Below are 24,922 nucleotides of genomic sequence, written 5' to 3' on the forward strand. Positions count from 1 at the left end.
GGGGGGCGGGATGGGTCATGGGGAACCTCCGGGGAGGCCAGACGTGGTCCTCCGGGTGCAGATGCCGCCCAGCGGGCTGGGCCGTGGCTGAACGGGCAGCCGGGAAAGCGCCCTCGGCTGCGGTGGGCAGGGCCCGAACGTCGGCTGTTCGGGTGGTCGACAGGTGAGCATGCTGGGCATCCCACCACGGGGATGGTCCACCCCGCCCACGTCAGCGGCTGACGCCCCGCATAACTCGGCCCGGTGTCAAGGCGCGACGTCCACCCGGCACCGGGCAGCCTCCCGCTCTCGCGTGTGGTCCCGGGCAGGCGGAGCGCCGCGCCCAGCTTCATCACCAGGCCGCGGGCCACCCACTCCGCCATGACCTGGGGGAGGGGCGGGCGGAAGGCGTCGGTGCCGGGAGCGGAGTCACCGGTGGGAAAGCGTCCCCCAGGGCGGAATGGGTGCCTTCCAGCCAGCCGCTTCCCGGTGTCGCCCGGCGTGCGAACTCCGCAGCCACCGCGGGGCGGTCTCAGCCGGGCCGGCGCCGTGTTGTGGCCGCACGAGAGGCGCATTCACCTCGTCTTTCGGCCGCGCCGAGCGGTCGGCGGGTGGGAGTGGCGGCTGAACTTCTGCCGCCCTCGCGTCGAAATGCCGGCTCAGGGGGCCGCCGTGCGGTCTATTGTGGCGGGGTATGCACAATGAGGTCGTCGTTCTGGGCACGCACGGTGATCGCGTCGTTTGCGCCCTCTACCGCAAGACGGCTCAGGAGTGGAGTCCACTCAGCGAGCCGTTCGCGTTGCCGCCACTTCACCCCGGCCAGACCCGGGAACTTCAGGTCAGAACCCATCCTGCCGTGCAGGACAAGCTGGAACGCGGTGCGGAACTGCTTGAGGTTCTGGTGGGGCAGGGAACGCCGGGCTTCACGGGGACCGCGCAGGCGCTGCCGGAGGGCGTGGCGCTCACCGTCCTCGCGCGGGCGGCCGGCCTGCCCGCCTACCCCGCCACCGCCCAGCAGATCATCACCCTGGACCTGTCCTCCTCGGGCATCACGGCCGCCGTGGTCGAGGCCGACGCCTCCGGGAATTACCAGCTCCTGACCAACCATTTCTGGCCGCCCTCCGCCCTGCCCGCGAGCTGGGACGTCCCGCGAAGTCTTCTGGCCGAGCTCCTGCCCCCGGGGGCGAACCTGTCCCCCGCGCTGGTGGCCGATGTGCAACGCCAGGTGGACGCCTACATCCAGGAGCGGGACACCTTCCAGAACACGCCGGCGCTGGAGCTGATCCTGCCGCTGCTGGCCCGGAGGGGGCAGATCCGCTTCGAGGTCGCCGATAGCGTCTTCCGGTCGGCGGTGGAGGCGGTCGTCGCCCTGATCCGGCGGGAACTCGCCGGTCGGTACGACCCGGCCCGCGGCACCTTCCTGGTCATCACCGGCGACCGGTCCTCCTGGCCGGGTGTCGGCGACCTCGAGCTCCCCGGCCGGGTCACGCGCTTTGCGTCGCCTCCGCCCAGCGCGTACGCCCTCGCCCTGGGGGCCGCGCTGTCCCCGGCGGGGCTTCCACCCGCCCTGGCCCACCCGCTGACGGTGCGGGTGCGCCACGCGGGGACGAGCGTCGAGGTCATGACCATGGGCCTGCCGGAGACGCAGGAGTTCGCCGCGCAGGACCTCCCGGTGACCTTCGCGCAGCGGACCAAGGACCAGCCGCTGGAGGCGGTGGTCGAGCTGGAGGCCGAGCACGCCGACGGCCAGTCGTTCAGGCAGCAGGTCAACCTGCGCCTGCCGCCGCAGGGCCCCGGCTGGAAGGTGTTCAGGCGGGGCGACACGCCGCTGGAGGAGCGGGGCGTCACCGTCCGGGTTCAGGCCGCGCCGCTGCCGGGCGCCGCCGTGCGCCTGCGGCTCGAGGTGGTGAACGAGCGCCAGGTGGCCCTCCGGGGCGTCTGGCACTACCGGCACGCCGGGGGCTTCCAGGCCGACGAGACGCGAACGCTGGAGGTGGTGGCGTGACGGCCGTCCCGGCCCCGTCGCCCTGGACATCCGCGCTGCGCCACCAGGTGGAACGTCAGTTTCTGGAATTGCTGGGCGCGCTGGACTCGGCCGAGCCGCTGCCCTGGATCACGCCGCAGGGGCTGGACCCGCAGGTCGACTGGGGGTTTGTCCAGCTCAGCAACGTTCCCCTGCTGGCCGGCAGCGCGGACGACACCCACCTGTTCGACTTTCAGAGCGTGTTGAGCGCCATCAGCACGCTGGCGTCCCTGCACAGCGGCTTCCGGCTGATCTTCCTGCTCACGGGAGAGGCGGGCCGGTACGGGCTGTACCTGGGCGTGGCCCGCGAGGCCTCGGGCGTGGGGCCGCCGCCGGAGGTGGTGCTGACCCAGACGGCCTCGATCGTCCGCAGCCACCTGGCGGGGTTGAAGACGGCCGTCCTGGACCGCGCGCAGCGGGAGGGGCTGCTCGAGCAGCTGGCCGGGCTCACCCACGCGAGCGCCGTGACCGGGATTCCGACGCTGAGGGACGGCGCCGAGCGCTATCTGGTGCAGTCCCTGGACCGCTTCGCGAGCCAGTTGCGCCAGCAGCGCTTCGCCATGGTCGTGGTGGCCGACCCCCTCTCCGAGGACGGCCTGCGCCTGGCCCACGACCGCGTGATGCGGGTCATCACCGAGGTGCACCCCCACGTGAGGAGCACGGGGCCGGCGCTGCCCGGCAACCCCCGGGACCGCTTGGCGGCCCTGGAGGGGGACTCCGCCGTCCTGCGCCTGCTGGCCTCGACCTCCTTCCTGAACGAGCGGGCCCGGGGAAGTGCCGCGTACCTGGCGCGCCACCCGCTCTCCCTGCAGACGTTGGGCCAGATCGGGCAGGTGGCGGGCCAGGTGATGAGGCGGCTGCCCCATCCCTACGTCAGCGCGGCGGGGAGCGTGCTGGCCGACGCCACCGGCCTGTCGGTGCAGCGCGAACACCTGGACCGCCAGGCCCAGGAGCTCGAGCGCACCCTCGAGCTGCACGCGGAGCGGCTGCGGCACGGGCAGAACCTGGGCATGTGGGAGGTCGGCGTGTACCTGCTCAGCGACGGCGAGGACACCGACCAACTGGGCGCCAGCCTCCTGCGCAGCGTCGGCTCCGGGGCCCGCACGTACCTCGAGCCGATCCGCATCCAGCACCTGGGGGGCCTGCGCCGCCCGCAAAAGCCCCGCGCCGCGATTCAGCTGCTGCAGTTTCCCATGCTCGACCCCTCGGTCTTCGGCCTCAAGCAGACGCACCCCCTCGGTGAGGCCCACCAGCGGCTGACCACCGTGCTCAACACGAACGAACTCTCCCTCTGGATGAGCCTGCCGGGGCGCGACCTGCCGGGCATCAGCGCCCGGCCGCGCCCACCGCGCTTCGCCACCGACTTCGCCCCGCGTTCCGAGGGGGTCCAGTTCGGGCACCTGATGGACGGCGGCGAGGCGCTGCACCACGAACTCCGGCTCGCCAGCGCGGACCTCACCCGGCACATGTTCATCACCGGCCTGACCGGCAGCGGCAAGAGCACCACCAGCCGCTGGTTGCTGGGCCAGCTGCTGGAGCGGCGGACCCCCCTGCTGATCATCGAGCCGGCGAAGACCGAGTACCTCGAGTGGGGGCTGCGGCTGCGGCGGCGGGGCGTGCCCGTCCGCCTGTACTGCCCGGGCCGGACCCGGCACCAGGGCGAGGCGCTCGACGAGCTCGCCCTGAACCCCTTCGAGGTGCCGGAGGGCTACGAGGTGCTGAGCCACGTCGACCGGCTCAAGGCGGTGATGACGGCCGCCTTTCCCATGCAGGAGGTGCTGCCGATCCTGCTGGAGGCCGCCCTGATGCGGGTGTACGAGGAGCAGGGCTGGCTGGACGACGACCGCCTGCCCGACCTGCCGCCCCCCAGGCTGCGCGACCTCGAGCAGGCGGTCGTCCGGACCCTGGGGGACCGGGAGAGCGGCTACGCGGAGGAGGTGCGCCGCAACCTGCAGACCGCGCTGCTGCACCGGCTGCGCAGCCTGCGGCAGGGCTTCAAGGGCCGGCTGCTCGACCAGCCGCGCAGCACGCCACTCGCCGAGCTGTTCGACGGCGTGGCGGTGGTCAACCTCAGCACCCTGACGGCCGACGCGGACAAGAGCCTGGTGATGGGCCTCCTGATGGGCCTGCTCTACGAGCACCGCATCGTGCAGGGCGCCTCCCCGGACGGCGGGCTCCGGCACGTCACGATGGTGGAGGAGGCCCACCGCATCCTGCGCGCCCCCCGGGGCGACCCCCACTCGCCGCAGGCCCACACGGCGGAGGCGTTCGCGGACCTGCTCGCCGAGGTCCGGGCCTACGGGGAGGGGCTGATCATCGTGGACCAGGTGCCGGCCAAGCTGATCCCGGACGCGCTGAAAAACACCTTTGTCAAGGTGGTCCACCGCCTGCAGGCCCGCGATGACCAGGAGGCTCTGGCCGCGGCCATGGGGCTGACCCCCGAGCAGGTGGCGGCCATCCCGCTACTCGAGCAGGGCCAGGCCATCGTGCAGGCCGGCCACCGCGCGGCCCTGGTGCAGATCCCCGCCCCGCGGGAGGAGGCGTGAACGGTGTGCTGGTGGCCCTCCACCTGCTGCCGCACCTGCCTCCCGGCCGGCGGGAGGCGTGGGCGGGCCGGACCCTGCGGGCCGCGCCGGCTCAGGCCCAGGCGGTCACCGACGCCCTGCGGCGGGCCCACCCCAACTTCCGGGGGCGGCTGGACGCGGTGCAGGCGACCCTCGGGGGGGAGCCGGGCCAGGTGCAGGCGGCCGCCGAGACCCTGCGGGCGGTCCACGCCTCGGCGGCCCCGCCGGAACACCGCCCGCTCGCGGGCCGCGGCTGCCGGTACTGCCAGGCGGCTTGCCAGTACGGGCACCTCGTCACGACGGCCCTGCGCGGTCAGGAGGAGACGGCACAGCGGTTCTTGTCCGCCACGCCGGGCAGTCCCGCACAACAGCTGCTGCCGCTGGGCGCACTGCTCGTCAACCACGCTGTGGCGGGCACCCCGCTGCGGCTCGACGCCCGCATGAGCGCCGACCTGGCCTACTGCCTCGCCACCCAGCTGGCCGGGATGCGCGTGGGGGCGCGGCAGCTGGAGGCCCTGCGGGTCTTGCAGGAGCGGCTGGACGTCGTTCGGGGACGGCCGTGACGGAGTTTTTCGAGTTCGGCGCCCACGAGCACAAAGAGGAGGTGCTGGAGTGGGGATCGGCGAGGTACGAGGGAGCCGACGACACCCTGCGCTCCGCGCTGTGGGAGTCCATGGACGCCTGGCAGGACCGGGACGCGTCGGCGTGGTTTGAGCCCAGCGCCGACGCGCCGGGGCCGTCCATCCCCAGCGCCTCCGGGGAGCGGTCTGCGTGGGAGCCCGTGACGCCCGGCTGGCCGGGCCCGGAGACCTGGGAGGGACGCCCGCCGGACCCCTGGCCCCACAAGGAGGCGGTCGACCCCACCGGCGATATGGGTGGGACCGCGTGGTGGCCCTTGGAGACTGCCTCCCCGCAGAACACTTGGTCGCCTCACGAGAGGCCGGCCCCCCGGGAAACGTCGGTGGAATACCCGGCCGCCCCGACCTTGGAGTGGAAGAGCCCGCCGCGGGAACACCCGCGGCTCGGGGGACCGTCGTTCACGGACCTGCTGTGCAACAGCCTTCAGAGGTGGTGGGACCGCCTGGGGGAGGGGAGAGGTGGTGAACCCGCGGCGCGTCCTTCCGAGGCCGAGCTCGAGCGGAGCGCCGCGGAGCGTGTGGCCTTTGAGGAGGACGCCGCCCGCACCTTCGTCACCGAGGTGCTGAACGTCGAGGGCGTCCAGCCCGAGGAGTGGCGGCGCTGCGATCTGGGGGAACGGTGGCAGATGCTGGGAACCTGTGCCCAGCTCTACTGTGAGGGCTTTGGCTTGGAGAACGTTGTGCTCGAGGTCGATCTCGATCTGGCTCCCGGCATGTACGGAAGCTGCCAGGACGAAGGCGACGTGACCCTCGTCACCGTCGGGGGCTGGGTTCTCGAGCTGGACCACCCGAAAGAGGCCCTGGAGACCCTTTTTCACGAACTCCGGCACGCCTACCAGTTCCAGTACGTGGCCGCGGCGGTGTCCGCGCAGGGCCAGGGGGAGACGAACTTCGACCTCGCCACAGCGGCCCACTGGCAGCAGGCCATGCACACCTACAGCCAGCGCCTCCACACGTACGTGAACAGCAGCATCGAGCACGACGCGGACCGGCACGCCAAGGATCTGCTCAACCAGATCTACGTCCGGTAGCGGTCTGGGGACCCGCTGTGGGAGAGTGACCCGTCACGGGGACCGGGTGAACTCGAGACGGCCCTCGGTCTCCGGGCTGGCGCCACCCGTTCAGGGCGCGGGAGCGGCGGGGTAGAGCGTGGCGCCCCGCCGGAGTGCTCCCGCCACCCGCTCCCGCAGGTCTGGCGGGGCGATGACCTCCACGTCGCCGCCCCAGCCCAGCACCCAGGGCACGAGTTCCAGCCAATTGCCCACCTGAAGGATGACCCGGGTGTGGCCGGAGCTCAGGGTCACCGTCGGCTCGGCGAGGGCGCCGAAGTACTCCTCGGCGATCCGTTCGCGCACCGCCGGGCTGAAGAACAGTTCCACCCGGGTGGGTTCCCCGGGCATGATGCCCCAAGCACTGGACAGGAAGCGCAGCGGGTGAAAGTCCTCGGGGATGTCATAGGTGTGGGCAGTGAGGGTGGGCTGCCGCATGCGCGACAGGCGGTAGACGTAGGGCTGCCGCTCCTCCCGCAGGCGGTTGACGCCGATGGCGTAGGCCTCGCGGTTCCGGGCGTTCACCTCGATGAAGTAGATCTCCAGTTCGACCCGGGTGGCGCGGCGTTGCGACTGGTAGGTGCAGCTCAGCACCCGGCCGTCCAGCCACGCTTGCGCCGCCACCTCGAAGACCAGCGAGCCCCGCCCGCCCCGGCGCGCCTTGTACACCTCGTTGGCCTGCAGGGCCACCCGCCTCGCCCGTTCCGGCAGGTCCTGCGCCAGCTTCTCGAGGGCCGCGAGGTAGTGCTCGTTGTACTCGGCGGCGTGGTGAAAGAGCATCCGGGCAGCGCTGTACACCGCGAGGGCCTGCACCGGGTTGAGCTCCCCAGACCGCCGCCGCTGGCGGTAGCGGCCCTCGGCCGTGATTTCGATCTCGCCCTGGGCCACCAGCTCGGCGAGGTCACGTTGCACCGAGCGGCGCTTGCGGGGCTCGAGGTGCAGGCGCTGCACGATCTCGGCGGTGGTGCACTCCGCCTGCTCCAGCAGGTGGGCGACCGCCCGCAGCCGCCGGGTCTTGGTGTCGAGTTCCATGACGCTCCCTCCCAGCCTACTGCGCCGCGTCGCAGACCTGACGGAACGCGCAGAAGCGGCACCGCTCGGCACTGGGGGTCGGAGCGAAGTCATGGGCCTGCACGCCCGCCGTCATGCGCCGTGTCTCGTTCCGGGCGTGCTCGAGGTCCTGGGCAGAGAGGTCATGCAGCAGGTCGTGCCGCAGGTAGGCAAGGCTGGCCCGTGAGGCGCCGGTGGCCTCGAGATACAGGGCGAGTTGCGGCGCGTGATGGGCCGGGTGGACCTGCCGGTCCGTCTTGAAGTCGACGATCCAGTCCCCGTAGTGCGCGTCGATGACGCCTTCGAAGACCAGGCCGTCCAGGGTGTGCGTGATGGGCACTTCCCGCTGCGGGACGGACCCGGCGAGGGCCGCGTAGGCGGGCCCGCGCAGCTTCCCGCTCAGGGCCGCGACCTCCTGCCGCTGGGCGAGGCTCAGGTGGGCGAAATGCGCGAGCACCTGCGCCTCGGTGAGGTCAAGTTCGATGGCCTGGTGCACGGCCGATCCGACCAGCGCACCCGACACCCCTCCCTCCCGCACCTGGGTCTCGGGTTCCCACAGGTGGGTGAAGGGAGGTCGGCCGGTGACGTACCGAAACGAGAAGGCCCGGGGACAATTCAAGTAGACGCCGATGGACGTCACGGGGAGCGTCTCGGGGAGCGCGACTCCCGAGGCTGCCACCCCCGCGTGGACAGCGCCGCCGCGACGGCGGGGCTGCGGGGCCGGGCGGGGAATCTGACCGGGCGCGTAGGCGAAGCGGGCCACGTCCGCCTCGGGAAAGAGGCCCGCGAGTCGCTGGGCCTCGGCCAGCTGGCCGGCCCTGGCGGTGACCGTCAGGATCAGGCTGTCCGCTGCGCGGGTCAGGGCCACGTACAGGATGCGCTCGTGCTCGGCGGCCCGCCGCTCGGCCTGCAGGTCTTGCAGGCGGCGGTGCGGCTCCGGCTGCTGCTCGGGTTTCAGGCCGGGCACGCGCAGGGCGAGGCCGCGCTCGGCGTCCATCAGCAGGGGCGCGCTGTCGGCCCGTCCCTGGGCGAGCAGGTCCGGCACGATCACCACTGGGAACTCCAGGCCCTTGCTGCCGTGGATGGTCATCACCTGCACCGCGTCGTCGGAGGCGAGTTGGGCCTCGGGGATGGGGAGGTCCAGCCGCAGGGCGTCTTCCAACGCCTGTGCCGCCGCCTGCACGGTGCCCTGCCCGCGGGCCGCCCAAGCGTGCAGCAGCGCGAGAAAGGCGTCCAGGTTGGCGAGGCGGCGCGCGCCGTCGGGCAGGCTGGCCATCACGGCGGCGTGCCCGCTCTCCTCCAGCGCGCGGGTGAGCAGAGCGCTGGCGCCGCGACTGTCGCGGGCTTCGAGGAGGCGCGCGAGCAGGGAAGGGACCCGGCCTGCCCCCTGCAGGGCCGACCACAGGCTCTGCGCCCCGGCGCGGTGTCCAGCGGCCTCGAGGAGTTCTTCGTCGGACCAGCCGACGAGCGGGCTGCGCAATACCGCGGCGAGCGCGAGGTCGTGGCCCGGGCGGGCGAGAAAGAGCAGCAACTGCGTGAGGTCGCGCACCTCGGGGCGCCGGAGGAGGCCCCGGCCCCCCTGCACCGTGTAGGGAATGCCAGCGTGGAACAGCGCGCCCTCGTACGTGCCCAGGTGCGTGCGGGCGCGCAGCAGCACCGCGATGTCCCGGTACCGCAGGGGCCTGGGCGTCCCCCCGCCCACGACGACCCGGCCCTCGCCCATCAGGCTCTGGATGCGGTGGGCGATCAGGTTGGCCTCCGCCGACCGCAGCAGGGGCTGGGCTTCCGGGCCGCCGACCACGTGAATCTCGCAGGCCGGGCCGGGTGTGGGCGGCTCCTCACGGTGGGCGGTGAGCGGCGTGAAGGTGGCGGCGGTCGAGGTGGGGCCGGCCGGGCCCGGCATAAAGGCCCGGAAAAAGGTGTTGACCACCTCCACGAGCCCCCGGTGTGACCGGAAGGAACGGCTGAGGGCCCGGCTCTCCCCGCCCGACTGCACGATCTGCTCACGCGCCGCGCGGAAGAGGCGGACGTCGGCGCCGCGAAAGGCGTAGATGCTCTGCTTCTCATCCCCGACGACCGTGAGGTTCGCCCCGCCTGCGCTCAGGGCATTCAGGATCTGCCACTGCAACGGGCTGGTGTCTTGAAACTCGTCGACGAATAGTGCCCTCCAGCGCTCGGTGTAGTGCTCGCGCACGTGCAGGAAGGACAGGGCCCGCGCGGCGAGGCGCTCGAGGTCGGCAAAGGTCAGGACCTCCTGCTCGGCCTTGAGGGCGTCCAACCTCGCCTCCACGCGCCGGTACAGGCCCTCCAGCACGGGAACGGCCTGAAGCTGCCAGAGCTCACCCTCCAGGGCGCCGTCCGGGGCGGCCAGCTCCCGGAGGCGGTTCACCGCGCGCAACACCGGATCCTTGGCCGCGCCCCAGGCTTTGGCGTTGCCGGCATTGCTGCGCACGCCCGCAAGGGCCGCGTGCATGGCCGCTTGCCGGGTCGCCGGGCTGCCGGTCACGGCGGCCGCGCCCAGCGCCGCGCGCCGGGCCTGCTCCAGCGGGTCGTCCGGAACAGGGCAGACGTGGGCCGCCAGCACCTGCAGGCACCGGTCCCAAACCCCCTCGACCTCCGCTGCCCTCTGCGCCAAGCGCGCTTCCAGGCCGGCCTTGTTCTCCTCGTAGGCCGAGAGGGAGACCCGCAGGGCGTCCTCAGCCCGCTGGGGATCACGCAGCATCAGCGTGACGGCCCCCTGGGCCACCGCGGCGGGCAGGTGGCCGAAGGCCTCCACCTCGATCTCCCCGAGGAGGTCCGGCAGGGTATGGTCGAGCCACACGGCCGCCTCCGCCTCGTCGAGCACCCTGAAGCGCAGCCCGGCCCCACTCTCGACGGGATGGTCCCGGATGATGCGGGCACACAGCGCGTGGATGGTGCTGATCTGCGCGAGTGGCAGGGCGCGGGCGGCTGCGACCACGACCGGCTGCCCGTGTCGGTGCGCCTCCTCATCCAGCAGCCCCTGCAGGCGGCCGCGCAGTTCCGCGGCGGCCGCCTCGGTAAAGGTCACGGCGACGAGCTCCTCGGCCCGCAGCCCCCCGCCCAGCAGCCCGAGCAGGCGCCGGGTCAGCACGAAGGTCTTGCCGCTGCCGGCCCCGGCGGCGATCGCGATGCTGCCCCGGTACTCGCTGATCCAGGCCTGTTCGCGGGTGAGGGTCACGCCGGTTCCCCGCTGCGGAAGGTTTGAAAACGGCAGAGGGCCTGAACGTCGCAGAACTGGCAGGCCTGGGCCTCAGGGTCCGGCTTCGCGCGAAAGTCACCCGCCAGCAGGTCGGCCCGCATGCCGCGCAGGAAGACCTGAACCTCCTCCCGGGCGGCCGACCAGGACGTCTTGGGGCTGGGTTGCCCCGGCCCCGTGGCGTGCAGCACCTTGGCCCTCCTGAGGCTGAAGTACCGGCCCACGGCCGCTCCCGTAAGTTCGAGGTACACGGGCAGCTGGACCTCGGTGTTCAGCCGCCCGCCCTGGTCCCGCACGCGGCCGATGTGGCTGCTCAGCTTGTAGTCGGTGACGATGCGCTGCCCGGTCGCCGCGAGGTCCACCCGGTCGGCGTACCCTCGAAAGGCCCAGGGCTGGCCCTCGACGGACACGTGCCCTTCCAACTCCTGTTCGAGCGCCTCCACCCGGTGGCCCGCCGGCAGGAAGTCGGGCGCGCGCACGGCTCCCTGAAGCAGGGCGACGTGGTCCCCGCGCTCCACGTGCCACATCGGCCCGAGGTCAACCTCCCCGCGCCCGACGAGTTCCGCGGCCGCCTCATCGAGGGCAGAGGGGACCCGCCGGGCCAGATCGTCCGGGCTCGGTGCCGGCTCCCCCACAAAGGGCCGAAGCAGCTTCTCGAGCGCGAGGTGGTAGAGGCTGCCGCGCCCCAGCGGGTCCAGGCCACGGTGTGGTTGTGCCGGGGGCCCGAGGCGCATCACCTTGTCCACGAACCAGCGGTACCGGCAGGCGCCGAACGCGTGAAGTTGGCTCGCGCTCCACGTCCACGTGTCGGGGTTCACGACGCCCGGGAAGCGGGGCCCCTGGTCCACGCCGTGCTCCCGCACCTCCTCGAGGCGGGCCGCCGACGTGACGCGGTCGTCGTTCAGGGTGCCGGTCCTGGCCCGCAGGATACGCTCCTCCTGAGTGGTTCCCGCGTACACTTCCGCCGGCAGTTCGCCAACGGGGAAGGCCTGCAGGAAGGGGCTGGGGGACGCGAGCTTGCCACCGCCGACGACTTCCGGCCGGGTCAGGGTCAGGCGGTCCCGGGCACACGCCAGGGCGTGGAAGAACAGGGCCTGCTCAATGGCCTGCGACTCGATGCCGCCGGGCAGGTAGACGCCCGTCTGCGACCAGAAGGCCCGCAAGTGTGCGTCGAGGAGCGGCGGGTCTCCCACCGGCTGGGGAAAGAGCCCCTCGCTCAGGCCCAGGACCCACACCGCCTCGAAGGAGCGCCCCAGGGTACCGAGCGGCGTGGCGACCCGCACGCCACCCCGGCCGGGCACGACGGCGACGCGGGCCTCGGCCAGCGCGGCCTGGAGTGCCCCGAGGAACTGGGCCCGGGGAAGCACGGGCAGGAGCGCCAGGGGCTGCAGCGCCTGTTGCAGGGCGGCCAGGGCGGTGCCGAGGTGGGGGTCGCGGCGCTGCCTGCCCAGCACCCCGAGGGTCTGCAGGGCCCGCGTCACGCCCTGAAGGTACGCCAGGCCGCTGCCCTGCTCTGGCCAGGCCAGCCCCGAGGTCTCGGCCCGGTCGCCCCAGGCCTGCAATCCCCTCGGGGTCCGGCGACCCATGGCCCGCCTCGCCTCCTCCGCGTCGAAGGGCAGGTGGACCAGGGGATGGGTCAGCACCTGAACCGTGAGCGGGAAGGCCCAGTCGCCCAGCCCTGCGGCCACCCAGGCGTGCAGGAAGCTCCCCAGCGGCGTGGACAGGAGGGGTTGACGCGCCTGGCTGAGCAGTGGAACGCCGTACCGCTCCGCAGTTTCCAGCAGCGGCGGCAGATACGCGGCCTCGTCGCGCACAACGATGGCGAGGTCGTGCCAGGGCAGCCCGCCCTCCTGGTGGGCCCGCTTGACCTGGCGCAGCACTTCCCGGGTCTCCTCGACGACGCCAGGCAGCGCGAGGACCGGCACGTCCGGAGCGCGCACCCCGGTCCCGGGCAGGGCGGCTCGGGCGGCCTGGTCGCCCACCCGGGAGAGCCGCGGGTCCCGGTCGTGGCCGGTGCCGGGACCGTCCACCTCGGTCCACCCACGTCCGCGCAGGGCCGCCGCCGTGCGGCGCGCTTCCGAGAGTTCGCCCACTCCGGTGGCCGGCAAAAAGGCCGCGCTGCCCGCCGCCGCCAGGCGGTCCAGGTAGGCGGTCTGGGCCGCGTCGAGGTACGCGAAGCCGGCCAGGGTCACGGCCTGTGGCTCCAGCGCGATCCGGGAGGCGAAGAATTCGGGCACCGCCGCGTCGTACCTCTCGTCCCGCAACAGTTCGAGGACCCAGCCCCGGTGGAGCCGGACGAGGTCGCGTTCACGCGGGCTCCGGCCGCCCGGCAACCGGGCGGCGTCGGCGCGCAACAGGGCCCGGATGACCTGGTGCAGCGCGGCGACCGTGCCCGGACGGTCCAGAATCGGCCCGAAGTACTCGAGGTCCAGCCGCGTGAGCAGCTCGCGCAGGCGAAGCTCCCGCTCGGCGGGGGAGAGGGGGGACCACCCGGCCCGCGCGAGGTGGCGCCGGGCGTGCTGCGCGAAGGTGATGGTGGGCAGCGCCCGCCGCGTCAGCTGCCGCAGGGAACGGCCCGCGGCAAGGTTGGGCACGAGCGTCAGGGAGGGCCGCGCCGTGAGGTGTTCCCGGGCGAGGTGCCGCAGCAGATTGGGGGACGGGTGGGTGATCAGCGTGCGGGTCATGAAACCTCGTCGGGACGGAGGGCGGAGGGCAGGTGAGCGCAACGTAGCACCGCCGCGCGACAGCAGGTGACGCAGGTGAGGTCCCGCGGCCGCCACGTCTCCGTTACTCTGACCGCATGTTCACCACCGAGTCCGTCTGCGCCGCGCTGCGGCAGGAGGGCTACCTCCCCGGCCCCGCCGAGGGCGGGGCCCTGACCTTCAGGTACTACGGTCAAGACGGGCAGTTCCGGGTCAAGCGGGTGGGCGGCGTGTCCATCGGCGAGCTGGAGTGCCGGTTGCCCCGCCCCGCGCCCACCCCTGCGCTGACCCAGTCCTTTGAAACCGCGCATCCGCTCTCCCGGCTCTCCGGCGTGGACGGGCAGGCCGTCCTGACCCTGGAAACCCTGCTGACCGAACACGACGTCCCCGGGCAGGTGCGGCTGATGCTGAGGCTGCTCGACGCGTATGCGGCGGACGTCGTCTTCGGTGGGTGGACGGCGGAGCCGCAGGTGGAGACGCCTCGGTCCCAGGAGCCCTTGGCCCCTTCCCCGGTGGTGGAGCCGGCGCAGGTGGGGGCGCCGCCGGTGGCCGCCGGCGCCTCTCCTGAGGAAGTCGGGCCGCCCGCCCAGACGACCGGCGAGCCTGCCCAGATTCCCACGGGCTGGGAAGCGCTTTGGCCCCTGATGAGTGCCCGGTATCACCCGCTGGCCCGCGCGCTGGCCGACCTTCAGGTTCCGGCTCCTGACGAGGTGCAGATGGACATGATGCAGGGCCGCCAGGTGCGGGGCACGGCCATCATGATGTGGGGCGCGCCGCCGAACGCCGTGGTCGTGTGCGAGCCGGGTCAGCCGGTGCCGCAGGGCTACCAGGGCAGCACCTGGCTCAAGCACCTGACGGTGGAGCGGGTGGCGCAGGAGACGCGGGCGCACCTGCAGGCGGCAGGGCGGCTGTGACCCGCCTTGTGCTGGCCCAGCCGTTCGTGCGGCGGCTCGGGCAGCTCCCGAATCAGGACCAGAAGCTCGTGCGGGACGCGGTGATGCAGCTCTACCTCGACGTGCAGATGGGGGAGCGGCCCCGGCACGGGTTGCGCTGGCACGGCCTGGACAGCCCGAACCTGTACAGCATCTCCCCGAACATGGACTACCGCGTCATCCTCTACCACCAGGGAGAGGACTACGTGGTGCTGTACGCCGATCACCACGACCGGGCCTACGACTGGGCCCGGCGGCGGCGGCTGGAAGTTCACCCGCACACCGGGGCGATGCAGGTCGCCGTGACCGAGGAGCGCACCGAGGTGATCACGCAGGTCGTCACCGAGGAGCGGCCCTTCGGGAGCTACGACGCGGCGTACCTGCTGCAACTGGGCGTGCCCGAGCGGCTCGTCCAGACGGTGCGGCACGCGAGTGAGCGCAACGCCCACGAGCTGCTGGAACTGCTGCCCGAGGAGGTGGCCGAACGCCTGCTGGGGCTGCTGGCCGGGGACCTCGTCACGCCCCCGGCCCCCGCCGCGGGAGACCCCTTCCTGCATCCGGACGCCCGCTCGCTCTTCGTGGTGGCCGAGGACGAGTCCGCCCTCGAGCGGGCGTTGAGCGGCTCGTGGCAGGAGTGGACCGTCTTCCTGCATCCGTCGCAGCGCAGCGTGGTGGAGCGCTCCTTCCGGGGGGCCACCCGACTCACTGGCGGCGCCGGAACGGGCAAGACCGTCGTCGCCCTGCACCGCGCGGCCCGCCTCGCGGAGGCAGGCGGGCGGGTGCTCCTCACCACCTACTCGCGGACGCTGGTCATCCGGCTGGAGGAACTGCTCGGCGCCCTGGCCCTCTCCCCAGGGGCGCGGCAGAACATCACGGTGGTCACCGTGCACGCCCTGGCCCGCCAGTTGGAGGCGGAGCTCGGCCTGCCGCCCCGGCAGCCGGAGGACAGCCCTGCGGCCCTCAGGGCGCGCTTCGAGCTGGCGGCGCGCCGGACAGGAAGCGGCCTGTCCCCCGAGTTCCTGCTGGCCGAGTGGCGGGGCGTGATCGAGGCGCAGGGACTGCGCACCTGGGAGGAGTACCGGGACGCCCGGCGTACCGGCCGGGGCACCCCGCTCGGTGTGAGAGGCCGGCAGGAGGTCTGGCAGGTCGCCCAGGAGATGCGGGCGGCGCTGGCTGCCGACGGGAAATTCACGTGGCGCACCCTGTGCGACGCGGTGACGGCGGGCCTGGCCGGCAGGGCGCCCCTCTTCGACCACGTGATCGCGGACGAGGCCCAGGACCTCGGGCCCAGCGAGGTGCGCTTCTTGCTGGCGCTGACGGGGGGCGCGGCCGACCACCTGCTGCTGGCGATGGACGAGGGCCAGCGCATCTACCAACGGGCCTTTTCCATGCGGGCCCTGGGCCTGAACTTTCAGGGTCGCAGCACGCGGCTCAAGCTCAATTACCGCACCTCGCGGCAGATCCGGGAACTGGCCGACCGGGTGTTGCCCGGCACCCTGCGGGACGCCGACGAAGCGGTGGAGCGGCGCCTGACCCTCTCGCGGTTCCAGGGGCCGCCGCCCACGGTGCTTCACCTGCCCAACCCGGAGGCGGAGTTTGCCCACCTCGGGCGCTGGCTGGAAGAGCGCTTGGCCGGTGGGCTGAGCCCCGCCGAGATCGCCGTGTTCACGCGGCACGACCCGGTGACGACCGCCGCGCGGGTGCAGGCCATCACCGGCCACGCGGCGGCCGTGGTGGGGCAGGGTGACGAGGCCACCGATCCCCGCAAGATCAGCGTCTCGACCATGCACCGCGCCAAGGGCCTGGAATTCCGGGCCGTGGCGGTCGTGGGGCTGAACGACGAAGCCCTGCCCTCGGCGCAGCGGCTTGCGGAACTCACCGACCCTGGGGACCAGGAGGACTTCATCGCCCAGGAGCGGCACCTGCTGTACGTGGCGGCCACCCGGGCCCGGGACTGGCTGCTGTTGACCTACTCCGGCGAGGCCAGCCGGTTCCTGAGGGCGCTGTTGACGGCAGGGCATGACGCGGCCTGAGGGCGGCTGCGCGCGTCAGACAGTGACGCGGGCCGGCCGCACACTGGGGGCATGGCGCTCACCGTGTTCCGTCCCGCCGCCTGGGCCCCCCGGTGGCCGGCCCGGCGACGCCCCACCTCACTATCCTGCAGGAGCATGCCCGTGACCCTGCCCGGCCCCACCGCGCTCACCAATGTCCAGTTCTTGCTCGCCGAGAGCACCCAGGTGGCGCAGGCGCTCCTCGACGGCGCCACCTGGGAGGACCTCCGCCTCGCGGCGCGCGAGGGCCGGCTGTTCGGCCCCGGCAAGGCCAGCAGCCAGCTCACCGTGTTGACGGCCCTGAGGGGCCGCTTCGGAGACCTCCCCGGGGAGCTGCTGCCCGACCTCGCGCAGGGCACCCTCGAGGCGCGCCGCACCCTCGTCCTGGCGCTCGTGACCCGCCGCAAGCCCCTGCTGCGTGACTTTCTCGCGGACGTCCTGCTGCACAAGTGGCGGCGCCTCGACAGGCAGGTCACGGACGCCGATGCCCGCGCCTTTCTCACCCATCAGGCCGAGCAGCACCGGGAGGTCGCCACCTGGTCTCCCGCCACCGCGCAGAAGACACGGGGCAACCTCACCCGCTTTCTTGTAGATGCGGGTGTGCTTCGGGAACGCCGGAAGGGCGAATTCGAGATCCTGCCGCAGTACCTCGCGCCACAGGTCAGGGCGGCCGTTCAGCGCCTCGACCCGCTCCTCTTCCCGCTGCTGGAGGCCCTACAGTGAGCCTGGAAGGCCGTCTGAGCGCCCTGGGCCCCGCGCTGCTTGACCCCAAGCTGCTGCGGGGCCGGGGGCTGGGCAACGAGATCGGGTTTTACATCTTCGACTACCCCCCGGAGCGGGACCCCGACGTCCAGCGGGCGCTGCCGAAGGTCGTGCAGGTCGTGGAGGCGGGGGGCATTCAGGTTCAGGTGGTCGACCTCTACCGCACCGTGCTCGGCCTGCTGGAGGAGCGGGGGTACCTGGACAAGGCCCTGGCGCTGGAGGAGGCGCGGGGCCCGGCGGCCCTGCAGGGGGCCCTCAAGCCCCTGCTGTCCCCGGGGAAGGTGGCGGACGCGGTGGCCCGGCAGGCCCAGGGGGCCGAGCTGGTGCTGCTCACCCAGGTGGGGGCCGCGTACCCGTTGCTGCGGTCGCACAGCATCCTCAACAACCTGCACGAGCGGCTGGATCAGGTGCCGGTGGTCATGTTCTTTCCCGGCACCTATGACGGCCAGCAACTGCGGCTCTTCGGCCTGTTCAAGGACGACAACTACTACCGGGCGTTCCGCCTGCTGCCCGAGGGCTCCCAAGGAGTGAACCCATGACCAGCATCCCCCACCTCCCTATCGGAGAGCTGTTTTTCCGGCGCATCGACCGGGGCATCAACGGCGTCATCAAGGCCGGGCAGCAGGACGACAGCAACGTCGTGCAGGAGCTCGACGAGTACGTGGTCACCCGCGAGCTCGACGGCCAGTTCCGGCGCTTTTTTGAGCACTATGCCGACTCGCTTGAAAAGCCCACCGACAAGGTGGGCGTGTGGATCAGCGGCTTTTTCGGCAGCGGCAAGTCGCACTTCCTGAAGATCCTGTCCTACCTGCTGGCGAACCGGGAGGTGCGCGGCCACCGGGCCGTCACCTTTTTCGACGAGGAGAAGCTGCCCGACCCCCTCGTGCGGGCGATGGTGGAGAGGGCGGCGCGCGCCGCCGACCACACCGACGTGATCCTCTTCAACATCGACGCCAAGGCGGACGCGAGCAGCAAGACCACCAAGGAGGCCGTGGCGAAGGTCATGCACAAGGCCTTCGACGAGCACCTGGGGTACCTGGCGAGCAGCCCCGAGATGGCGGCCCTGGAGCGCATGCTCGACAAGCGCGGCAAGTACGCGGACTTCAAGGCGGCCTTCGAGGCGGCGGCGGGGGCGCCCTGGACGGAGGTCCGTGACGGCTGGGCCTTCCACCAGGAGGAGATTCTCCGGGCCCTGCACGAGGCGGCCGGGCTGACGGAGGAAGAGGGGCAGCGCTGGCTGGAGAGCCTGGGTGTGCAGCGTGATCCCAGCGCCGAGGAGTTCGCCCGGGAGGTGCGCGACTACCTCCACCGGCGCGGCAAGGCCCACCGCGTGCTGTTCATGGTCGATGAGGTGGGCCAGTACGTGGGCGACAACAGCAGCCTGATGCTCAACCTGCAGTCGGTGGCGGAGGAACTGGGCACGCAGGCCCCGGGACGTGCCTGGATTCTGGTGACCTCGCAGGAGGACATCGACCGGGTGCTGGACGGCAAGGGCAAGGGCAACGACTTCTCGAAGATTCAGGGCCGCTTCAACACGCGCATCAGCCTGTCGAGCGCGAACACCGACGAGGTGATCCGGCGGCGGCTGCTGGGCAAGACCGAGGACGGCGAGCGGGCCCTGCGGGCGCTGTACGACTCGGCGCAGGCCACCCTGAAAAACCTCATCACCTTTAACCAGGACGCGACCCTGCTCGGCTACCGCGATGCCGAGAGCTTCGTGGCGAACTACCCCTTTATCCCCTACCAGTTCAAGCTCTTGCAGGAGGCCTTTACCGCCATCCGGCAGACGGGCCACTCCGGCAAGCACCTCTCGGAAGGCGAGCGCAGCATGCTCAACGCCTTTCAGGACGCGGCGCGGGCGTACGGCGACCGGCCCCTGGGCTCGCTGGTGCCCTTCGAGGTCTTTTACAGCGCCGTGGAGGGGTTTCTCGACTCGAACGTGCGCCGCGTCATCGACCAGGCGAGGGAGAACCCGGCGCTGGAGCCGCAGGACACCCACCTCCTCAAGACACTGTTCATGCTCAAGCACGTCAAAGAGATCAGGACCAACCTCGACAACCTGACCACCCTGAGCCTGAGCCACGTGGACGAGGACAAGCTGGCCCTGCGGGACCGCATCCAGGCGTCCCTCGCCCGGCTGGAGAAGCAGACCCTGATCTCCCGCAACGGGGAGGTGTGGACGTTCCTGACGAACGAGGAGCAGGACGTGGGCCGGGAGATCAAGAGCATCGACGTGACCGAGGGCGAGCTGAACGCCGAGCTGCAAAAGCGGGTGTGGCAGTCGGTGTACCCCGCCACTTCTTTGAAGTACGACGCCTACCACCCGTACTCCTTCAACCGCAAGCTCGACGACCGCCCCTTCGGCGCGGCCACCCACGACATCGGTCTGCACGTGGTCACGCCCTACGCCGAGCGGTTCCAGGACTTCTCCGCGGACAACCTCGCGGCCCTTCAGTCGAACGCGGTGCTGGTCGGTGGAAGCATCGAGGCGCTGGTAATCCTTCCGGACGACCGGCTGCTCTTCGAGGAACTCGCCGAGATGGTCCGCACCGACAAGTACGTGGCCCGCAAATCCGGTCAGGACAACACGCCCTCCATGCGCCAGATCATCAGCGCCCGCGCGGAGGAGAACGCGGCCCGCAAGGCCCGCATCGAGACCAACCTGCGGCAGGCGGTGACGAACGCCCGCGTGTACGTGCTGGGCAGCCGCTTGGGGAGTCCCGGCGGGAACCACACGGAGGTGCTGACGGGCGCGCTGCGCGCCCTGATCGACAACGGGTATCCCAAACGGCAGTTTCTGGAAAAACCACACCAGACCGAGGGCGACGTGGCCCGCGCCTTTACGACGCCCGACGACAGCCAGAACCTCGACGGGGAGGACCCCAACCACCTCGCGCTGGACGACATGGCCCGCTGGCTGGGAGAACAGGGCCTGCGGAACGTGCGCGTGACTGTCCGCACCCTGCTCGACCAGTTCACCCGCCGCCCCTACGGCTGGACGGAGCCAGAGGCACTGGGCGTCCTCGCCACGTTGGTCGTGAAGGGCCAGGTGGAGTTGCACCGGGCCCAGAAGCCCATCGACCCCGGCGAGCCGGGGCTGGCGGGGCGCCTCCTCAAGAAGGCCGGGCAGGAAGAGACCGTGGTGCGCCTCAGCGACGCCATCGACCCGAAGACCTTGGGGGCCGCCCGCAAGCTCGCGCGGGAGTACCTGACGAACGCGGACAAGCTCAGCACTGCCGACGCGCCCAAGCTCGCCGCCGAGTACCGCGCGCAGCTTCAGCGTGACCGGGAGGAGCTGACGCGCTCTCAAGAGAAGGCGGGACAGGGCTATCCCTTCGGGGCCGCCCTGAAGGAGCCGCAAGCCACCCTGGACGCCCTGCTGGCGACTTCGGGCACCGCCGCCCTGCTGGGTGAGGTGCAGGCCCGGGAAGAGGCGCTGGAGGACTGGATAGACCTCCGGGCGAAGCTCCAGAGCTTTTACGGTGGAGCGCAGGTCAAGATTTTCGACGAGGTTCGGCGCGACCTGGCCGACCTGGAACCCGACCTGACCCGCGTGAACGCGCCCGAGCTGCAAGACCGGATCAAGCGCGCCCGCGACATGCTCGCCATGCCCGACCCGGTCAAGGTCATCCCGCAACTGTCCGGCCTGCTGAAGCCCGTCAAGGCCCACGTCGAGGACCTGCTGGCCGAGTCCAAAACCAAGGTGCGGGCGGTGCTGGACGAGGAAGTCACGCGGTTGCAGGCGATCGCCGGGGAACTCGGGGCCGAGGAGACCCGCAAGCTCACCGGCCCGATCCTGGAGGTTCGCGGTCGCCTAGACGCGGCCCGGACGATCGACGCCGCCGAATCGTCCCAGATCGCCGTGCAGAACGCCGCCGCCCGGGTCGAGGGGGACATCCTGCGGGCCATCAACGAGCGCGCCCGGAAGGTGACATCCCAACCCGGTGGGGGCCAGCCCAGCGGGGGCGAAACCCCACAGCCCGCGCTCAAGCCCATCCGCACCCTGAAGGTCAGGAGCATGACCGCCGCCCCCTACCTGGAATCCGCGCAGGACATCGAGCAGTTCCTGGGCGCCCTAAAAACCCAGCTTGAACAGGCCGTGCAGAACGGCGAAAGGGTCCGAATCGAATGAACCGCACCGCCGTCAAAAATTTCGCCCAGTGGGCCCGCCGCCACCTCCACGACCTCGTTCGCGCCCGCCTGGCCCTCTTCGGCGTCACCGAGAAGGGGATCGAGACGCCGAAGCGCATCGAGGGCGGCCTGATCGTCGGCGGGCAGACCCTCACGCTGAGCAGCACGGATATCGGGCAGTACGACGCGCTGATTCGGCACCTCCACGACCTCTCGGGCACGCCGAAGGAGAAGTACCTCCTGCTGGTGGACGAGATCGCCTACACGTGGTTCAACCGCCTTGCCGCGCTGCGGTACATGGAGGTCCACGGGTACGCCGAGCGCGCCCTGTCCAGCGACCAGGAGGGGCAGACCGACCCCAACCTGTTGCGGGACGCCATGACCCTCGCCGCGCAGGGCGACCTGCCGAACGTCACGCCGGACCTGTTAGCCGAGTGGCAACGGCTGTACCAACCCGGCGAGGTCTACCGCCGCCTGCTCGTCGCGCACTCGGCCACCTTCGAGGCCCCCATGCCCTTCCTGTTCAGCCGGGAGAAGGCGTGGCTGGACCTATTCCTGCCCGACACGCTGCTGAACCAGGATTCCTTCGTTCGGCGCATGGTGTCCGATGTCCCGGAGGAGGACTGGGGGGACATCGAGATCGTCGGCTGGCTCTACCAGTTCTACATCTCCGAGCGCAAGGACGAGGTGTTCGCGCAGAAGGGCAAGTACAGCCCCCGCGACATTCCCGCCGCCACGCAGCTTTTCACGCCGCACTGGATCGTGCGCTACATGGTGGAGAACAGCCTGGGCCGCATATGGCTGGAGGCGCACCCGGAGAGCGGCTTGCGCGAGCACATGCCGTACTACCTGGAGAGCGAGAACCCGGCCCCGCCCAACCCCGACCTGGCCCCCGAGAGCCTGACCGTGATGGACCCGGCGTGCGGCAGCGGGCACATCCTGGTGTACGCCTTCGACCTGCTGGCGCACATCTATCGCGAGCGGGGCTACAGCGAGCGCGAGATTCCCGCGCTGATCCTGGAACACAATCTGCACGGCCTGGACATTGACGAACGCGCCGCACAACTGGCGAGCTTCGCTGTGGTGATGAAGGCCCGTGACCTGAACAGCCGCCTGTTCCGGCGCGAGATGCCCGCGCTGAACATCTTGCAAGTAAAGTCCACCCGGCACCAGCGGCTGCCCAACGCCGGGAGCAGGGACATGCTCGGCCAGTTCGCCGTTCTGAGCGGTGGCCTGACCGATGCCGACGCCTTCAACCCCAACGACTGGCAGCCGCTGGTGGACGCCTTTGCCGATGCCGACCACCTGGGCAGCCTGATTACCCCGCCCGCCTTCGACGCCGAGCGGCTGCGGGCGCAATTGCACTGGCTGAAGGAAAGGGGAGGGCTGGACGCCGGGGCACTGGACGAGTTGCGCCATCTGCTGAAGCAGGCCGAGTTGCTGAGCCGGAAGTATGACGCAGTGGTGGCGAACCCACCATACATGGGAAGTGGGAACTACAACTATATTATCTCAAATTATGTTGACGCTCGCTTTCCGAGTATAGGCGCTGATTTGAGCAGTGTGTTCATTCAAATATGCTTCAACTTGTTGTCAGAGGCAGCTTACTTTTCTATGATTACAAATCCGAGTTGGATGTTTCTACCAGCCTTTAACGCTGTCAGAAAAAAGCTGAAAGAAGACTTTTTCCTATCATCACTGATATACTTGGGCAGGGGAGTTTTTGGTTCGGATAGGGGTAGTTGTGCCTTTGTCGTAGGTGCCGGGGAAAATCTAAAAGAAAAGACTACTTTTCTTAAGCTCTTTGGTAAGTTCTCAAAAGTTTCTAAAAATGAAGAAATCGAGAAGCGGTTCTTCAAAAGTAAGAGGATACTTCGCAGTATCGAGGACTTTGAGGTCATTCCTAACCAACCCCTTGCATTTTGGAGCAGTAACATTCTATTGGGCGCGTTTAGGGGAAACCTTCTGAGAGATGAGGGTAAGGCTAGGCAAGGGATTAAAACCGGCAACAATGATCAGTTTTTAAGGTTCTGGCATGAAGTAGGCATTCACAAATCTTCAGTCTCAGGTATGGGCAATAAATGGTGGCCTTGTACTAAGGGTGGCGATTATAGGAAATGGTATGGGAACTCAGAATATTTTTTGAATTGGGAGTACGACGGTGTAGAAATAAGGAATTTTAAGGACGAAGGAGGTAGGTTGAAAAGCAGGCCGCAGAACATACAATACTTTTACAAGCTTGGTTTTACTTGGACGTCAAGCTCCGCAGGTGATTTTTCTGCCCGTCTTGTCCCTACTGGATTCACCTTTGAGTCAAAGGGTTCAATGTACTTCCCTAAAGAAGCTGAGAAGATCTCTCAAGTCTTGGGTCTCGTTAATTCGAGCGTCGCAAGCGAGGTCTTAGAATTTTTGTCTCCCGGAACGGATTATACGGAAGGTGCTGTATCAAACATACCCCATCTATCAGTCGAACCAGCAAACAGTCATATTACTGAACGTCTTGTCGATATATCCAAAACCGATTGGGACAACTTTGAGACCTCTTGGGACTTCACCACCCACCCCCTCTTGCGCCCCGGCGCAGCGACCCTCTCCGAAGCCTTTTCCACCTGGCAGGCTCAGGCGGAGGCGGCCTTCCGCGAGTTGCAGCGGCTGGAGGAGGAGAACAACCGCTACTGGATCGACGCCTACGGGTTGCAGGACGAACTGACGCCCGAGGTGCCCGACGACCAGATCACCATTCGCCGCGCCGACCTGGGCCGCGACGTGCGCTCGCTGCTGTCCTATGCCGTGGGCTGCATGATGGGCCGCTACTCACTGGACGAACCCGGCCTGATCCACGCGGGGCAACCCTTCGACCCGGGGCGCCACACCCGCTTCCCCGCCGACCCCGACGGCATCCTGCCCGTGACCCTGGACGGCCACTTCGAGGATGACGTGACGGGCCGCTTCGCCGAGTTCCTGCGGGTCGCCTTCGCGCCGGAGAAGGTGGCCGAGAACATGGAATGGGTGGCGGCGGCCCTGGGTGGCCAGCGGGCAGGGGAGACGGCAGAAGGGCGCATCCGCCGCTACTTCGCCACCGAATTCATGTCCGACCACATCCAGACGTACAAGAAACGCCCGATCTACTGGCTCTTCACGTCGGGCAGGAAACGCGGCTTCGGGGCGCTCGTCTACCTCCACCGCTACGACGCTGGAACGCTGGCACGGCTGCGCACCGACTACCTGATGCCCCTGCAACGCAAGCTCGAAGCCGCGTTGGAGCGGGCGCAGAGCGAGAAGGACGCAGCGGGGAGCACAGATGCGAAGCGGAAGGCCGACAAGCGCATCAAGGAGGTCAGCGAGCAGATCGCCGAGGTCCACAAGTACGACGGGTCCCTGAAGCACGCCGCCGACCTGAAGATCACCCTCGATCTCGACGACGGCGTGGCCTACAACTACTGGCTGATGAGCGCGGCGGGCCAGCAGTACCGAACGGGAAGGGCGCTGGGGGGCCTGCAAGACCTCGTGTACACCGGCACCGACCTGAAGATGGACGATCTGGAGAAGAAGAGCCAATGGAAACGGGACCTGCTGGCGGGGCAGACGGTGGGGGCGTGAGGCGTTGGAATGCCCGCGTCAGAGCTTCCGGTAAGACCCTACGGAAGTACGCCTTCCTGAGCGTCGAGGACTTGAGGGCTTTCTGCGGGTTGGTTGGCATCGCCATGAGCGAGTTGGAGGTGTACGAGGTGGAGGAACCTGCCTCCCCCGCGGCATCTCAGGTGCAACAGGACTCCTCTGCGTCGTCGCGTGCCCTGGAAGACGGAGAAGCGCTAGGAGCTCCA

The 24,922-nt window shown here is 70.0% G+C and carries 13 protein-coding genes; 10 read left to right on the plus strand and 3 right to left on the minus strand.

The window, feature by feature from the left end; genetic code table 11:
* Nucleotides 1-673: 673 nt before the first annotated feature.
* From IC605_RS19195 to IC605_RS19210, 4 genes are all read left to right on the plus strand, one after another.
* On the plus strand, nt 674-1,984 hold the full coding sequence (locus IC605_RS19195; RefSeq protein WP_216327989.1) for a hypothetical protein: 1,311 nt from the start codon (nt 674-676) through the stop codon (nt 1,982-1,984).
* Nucleotides 1,981-4,548, plus strand: coding sequence for an ATP-binding protein (locus IC605_RS25450; RefSeq protein WP_216327991.1), 2,568 nt, complete (start codon nt 1,981-1,983; stop codon nt 4,546-4,548). Before IC605_RS19195 ends, IC605_RS25450 begins: the two co-directional genes overlap by 4 nt.
* Entirely contained in the window at nt 4,545-5,129 is a 585-nt protein-coding gene (locus IC605_RS19205) for a hypothetical protein (RefSeq protein ID WP_216327993.1), read from the plus strand. The genes IC605_RS25450 and IC605_RS19205 overlap by 4 nt, the downstream gene beginning before the upstream one ends.
* A gap of 593 nt (nt 5,130-5,722) precedes the next feature.
* Nucleotides 5,723-6,235: a hypothetical protein gene (locus IC605_RS19210; RefSeq protein WP_216327995.1), complete on the plus strand. Its 513-nt coding sequence runs from the start codon at nt 5,723-5,725 to the stop codon at nt 6,233-6,235.
* Between the two features lie 90 nt (nt 6,236-6,325).
* Here IC605_RS19210 and IC605_RS19215 read toward each other — a convergent pair whose 3' ends face one another.
* Genes IC605_RS19215 through IC605_RS19225 form a run of 3 tightly spaced genes read right to left on the minus strand, consistent with a single transcriptional unit; the run spans nt 6,326 to nt 13,204 of the window.
* The gene (locus tag IC605_RS19215) at nt 6,326-7,285 is read right to left on the minus strand and encodes a helix-turn-helix transcriptional regulator (RefSeq protein ID WP_216327997.1); all 960 of its coding nucleotides are present in this window, start codon (nt 7,283-7,285) and stop codon (nt 6,326-6,328) included.
* 16 nt (nt 7,286-7,301) lie between these two features.
* Entirely contained in the window at nt 7,302-10,502 is a 3,201-nt protein-coding gene (locus tag IC605_RS19220) for a UvrD-helicase domain-containing protein (RefSeq protein ID WP_216328000.1), read from the minus strand.
* The gene (locus IC605_RS19225) at nt 10,499-13,204 is read right to left on the minus strand and encodes a PD-(D/E)XK nuclease family protein (protein WP_216328002.1); all 2,706 of its coding nucleotides are present in this window, start codon (nt 13,202-13,204) and stop codon (nt 10,499-10,501) included. Before IC605_RS19225 ends, IC605_RS19220 begins: the two co-directional genes overlap by 4 nt.
* A gap of 116 nt (nt 13,205-13,320) precedes the next feature.
* On the opposite strand from IC605_RS19225, the gene IC605_RS19230 reads away from it, so the two are divergent.
* The 6 genes from IC605_RS19230 (at nt 13,321) to pglX (ending at nt 24,698) form a co-directional block, all read left to right on the plus strand.
* The gene (locus IC605_RS19230; RefSeq protein ID WP_216328004.1) at nt 13,321-14,136 is read left to right on the plus strand and encodes a hypothetical protein; all 816 of its coding nucleotides are present in this window, start codon (nt 13,321-13,323) and stop codon (nt 14,134-14,136) included.
* Nucleotides 14,133-16,187: a 3'-5' exonuclease gene (locus IC605_RS19235; RefSeq protein WP_216328006.1), complete on the plus strand. Its 2,055-nt coding sequence runs from the start codon at nt 14,133-14,135 to the stop codon at nt 16,185-16,187. Before IC605_RS19230 ends, IC605_RS19235 begins: the two co-directional genes overlap by 4 nt.
* 135 nt (nt 16,188-16,322) lie before the next feature.
* The gene (locus IC605_RS19240) at nt 16,323-16,928 is read left to right on the plus strand and encodes a DUF1819 family protein (RefSeq protein ID WP_216328008.1); all 606 of its coding nucleotides are present in this window, start codon (nt 16,323-16,325) and stop codon (nt 16,926-16,928) included.
* On the plus strand, nt 16,925-17,506 hold the full coding sequence (locus tag IC605_RS19245) for a DUF1788 domain-containing protein (protein ID WP_216328010.1): 582 nt from the start codon (nt 16,925-16,927) through the stop codon (nt 17,504-17,506). The genes IC605_RS19240 and IC605_RS19245 overlap by 4 nt, the downstream gene beginning before the upstream one ends.
* Complete coding sequence (gene brxC, locus IC605_RS19250; protein ID WP_216328012.1) at nt 17,503-21,099, plus strand: BREX system P-loop protein BrxC; 3,597 nt, start codon at nt 17,503-17,505, stop codon at nt 21,097-21,099. Before IC605_RS19245 ends, brxC begins: the two co-directional genes overlap by 4 nt.
* Nucleotides 21,096-24,698: a BREX-1 system adenine-specific DNA-methyltransferase PglX gene (pglX, locus tag IC605_RS19255; protein WP_216328014.1), complete on the plus strand. Its 3,603-nt coding sequence runs from the start codon at nt 21,096-21,098 to the stop codon at nt 24,696-24,698. The genes brxC and pglX overlap by 4 nt, the downstream gene beginning before the upstream one ends.
* The last annotated feature ends 224 nt before the right edge of the window (nt 24,699-24,922 follow it).

Origin of the sequence: Deinococcus aestuarii, from assembly GCF_018863415.1 — a bacterium.
Taxonomy (GTDB): Bacteria; Deinococcota; Deinococci; order Deinococcales; family Deinococcaceae; genus Deinococcus; species Deinococcus aestuarii.

What these genes read in the sequence shown, in the direction of transcription:
- IC605_RS19195 (WP_216327989.1), top strand. Translation starts at nt 674, where the DNA reads ATGCACAATGAGGTCGTCGTTCTGGGCACGCACGGTGATCGCGTCGTT.
- IC605_RS19215 (WP_216327997.1), bottom strand. Translation starts at nt 7,285, where the DNA reads ATGGAACTCGACACCAAGACCCGGCGGCTGCGGGCGGTCGCCCACCTG.
- IC605_RS19225 (WP_216328002.1), bottom strand. Translation starts at nt 13,204, where the DNA reads ATGACCCGCACGCTGATCACCCACCCGTCCCCCAATCTGCTGCGGCAC.
- IC605_RS19230 (WP_216328004.1), top strand. Translation starts at nt 13,321, where the DNA reads ATGTTCACCACCGAGTCCGTCTGCGCCGCGCTGCGGCAGGAGGGCTAC.
- IC605_RS19240 (WP_216328008.1), top strand. Translation starts at nt 16,323, where the DNA reads ATGCCCGTGACCCTGCCCGGCCCCACCGCGCTCACCAATGTCCAGTTC.
- brxC (WP_216328012.1), top strand. Translation starts at nt 17,503, where the DNA reads ATGACCAGCATCCCCCACCTCCCTATCGGAGAGCTGTTTTTCCGGCGC.
- pglX (WP_216328014.1), top strand. Translation starts at nt 21,096, where the DNA reads ATGAACCGCACCGCCGTCAAAAATTTCGCCCAGTGGGCCCGCCGCCAC.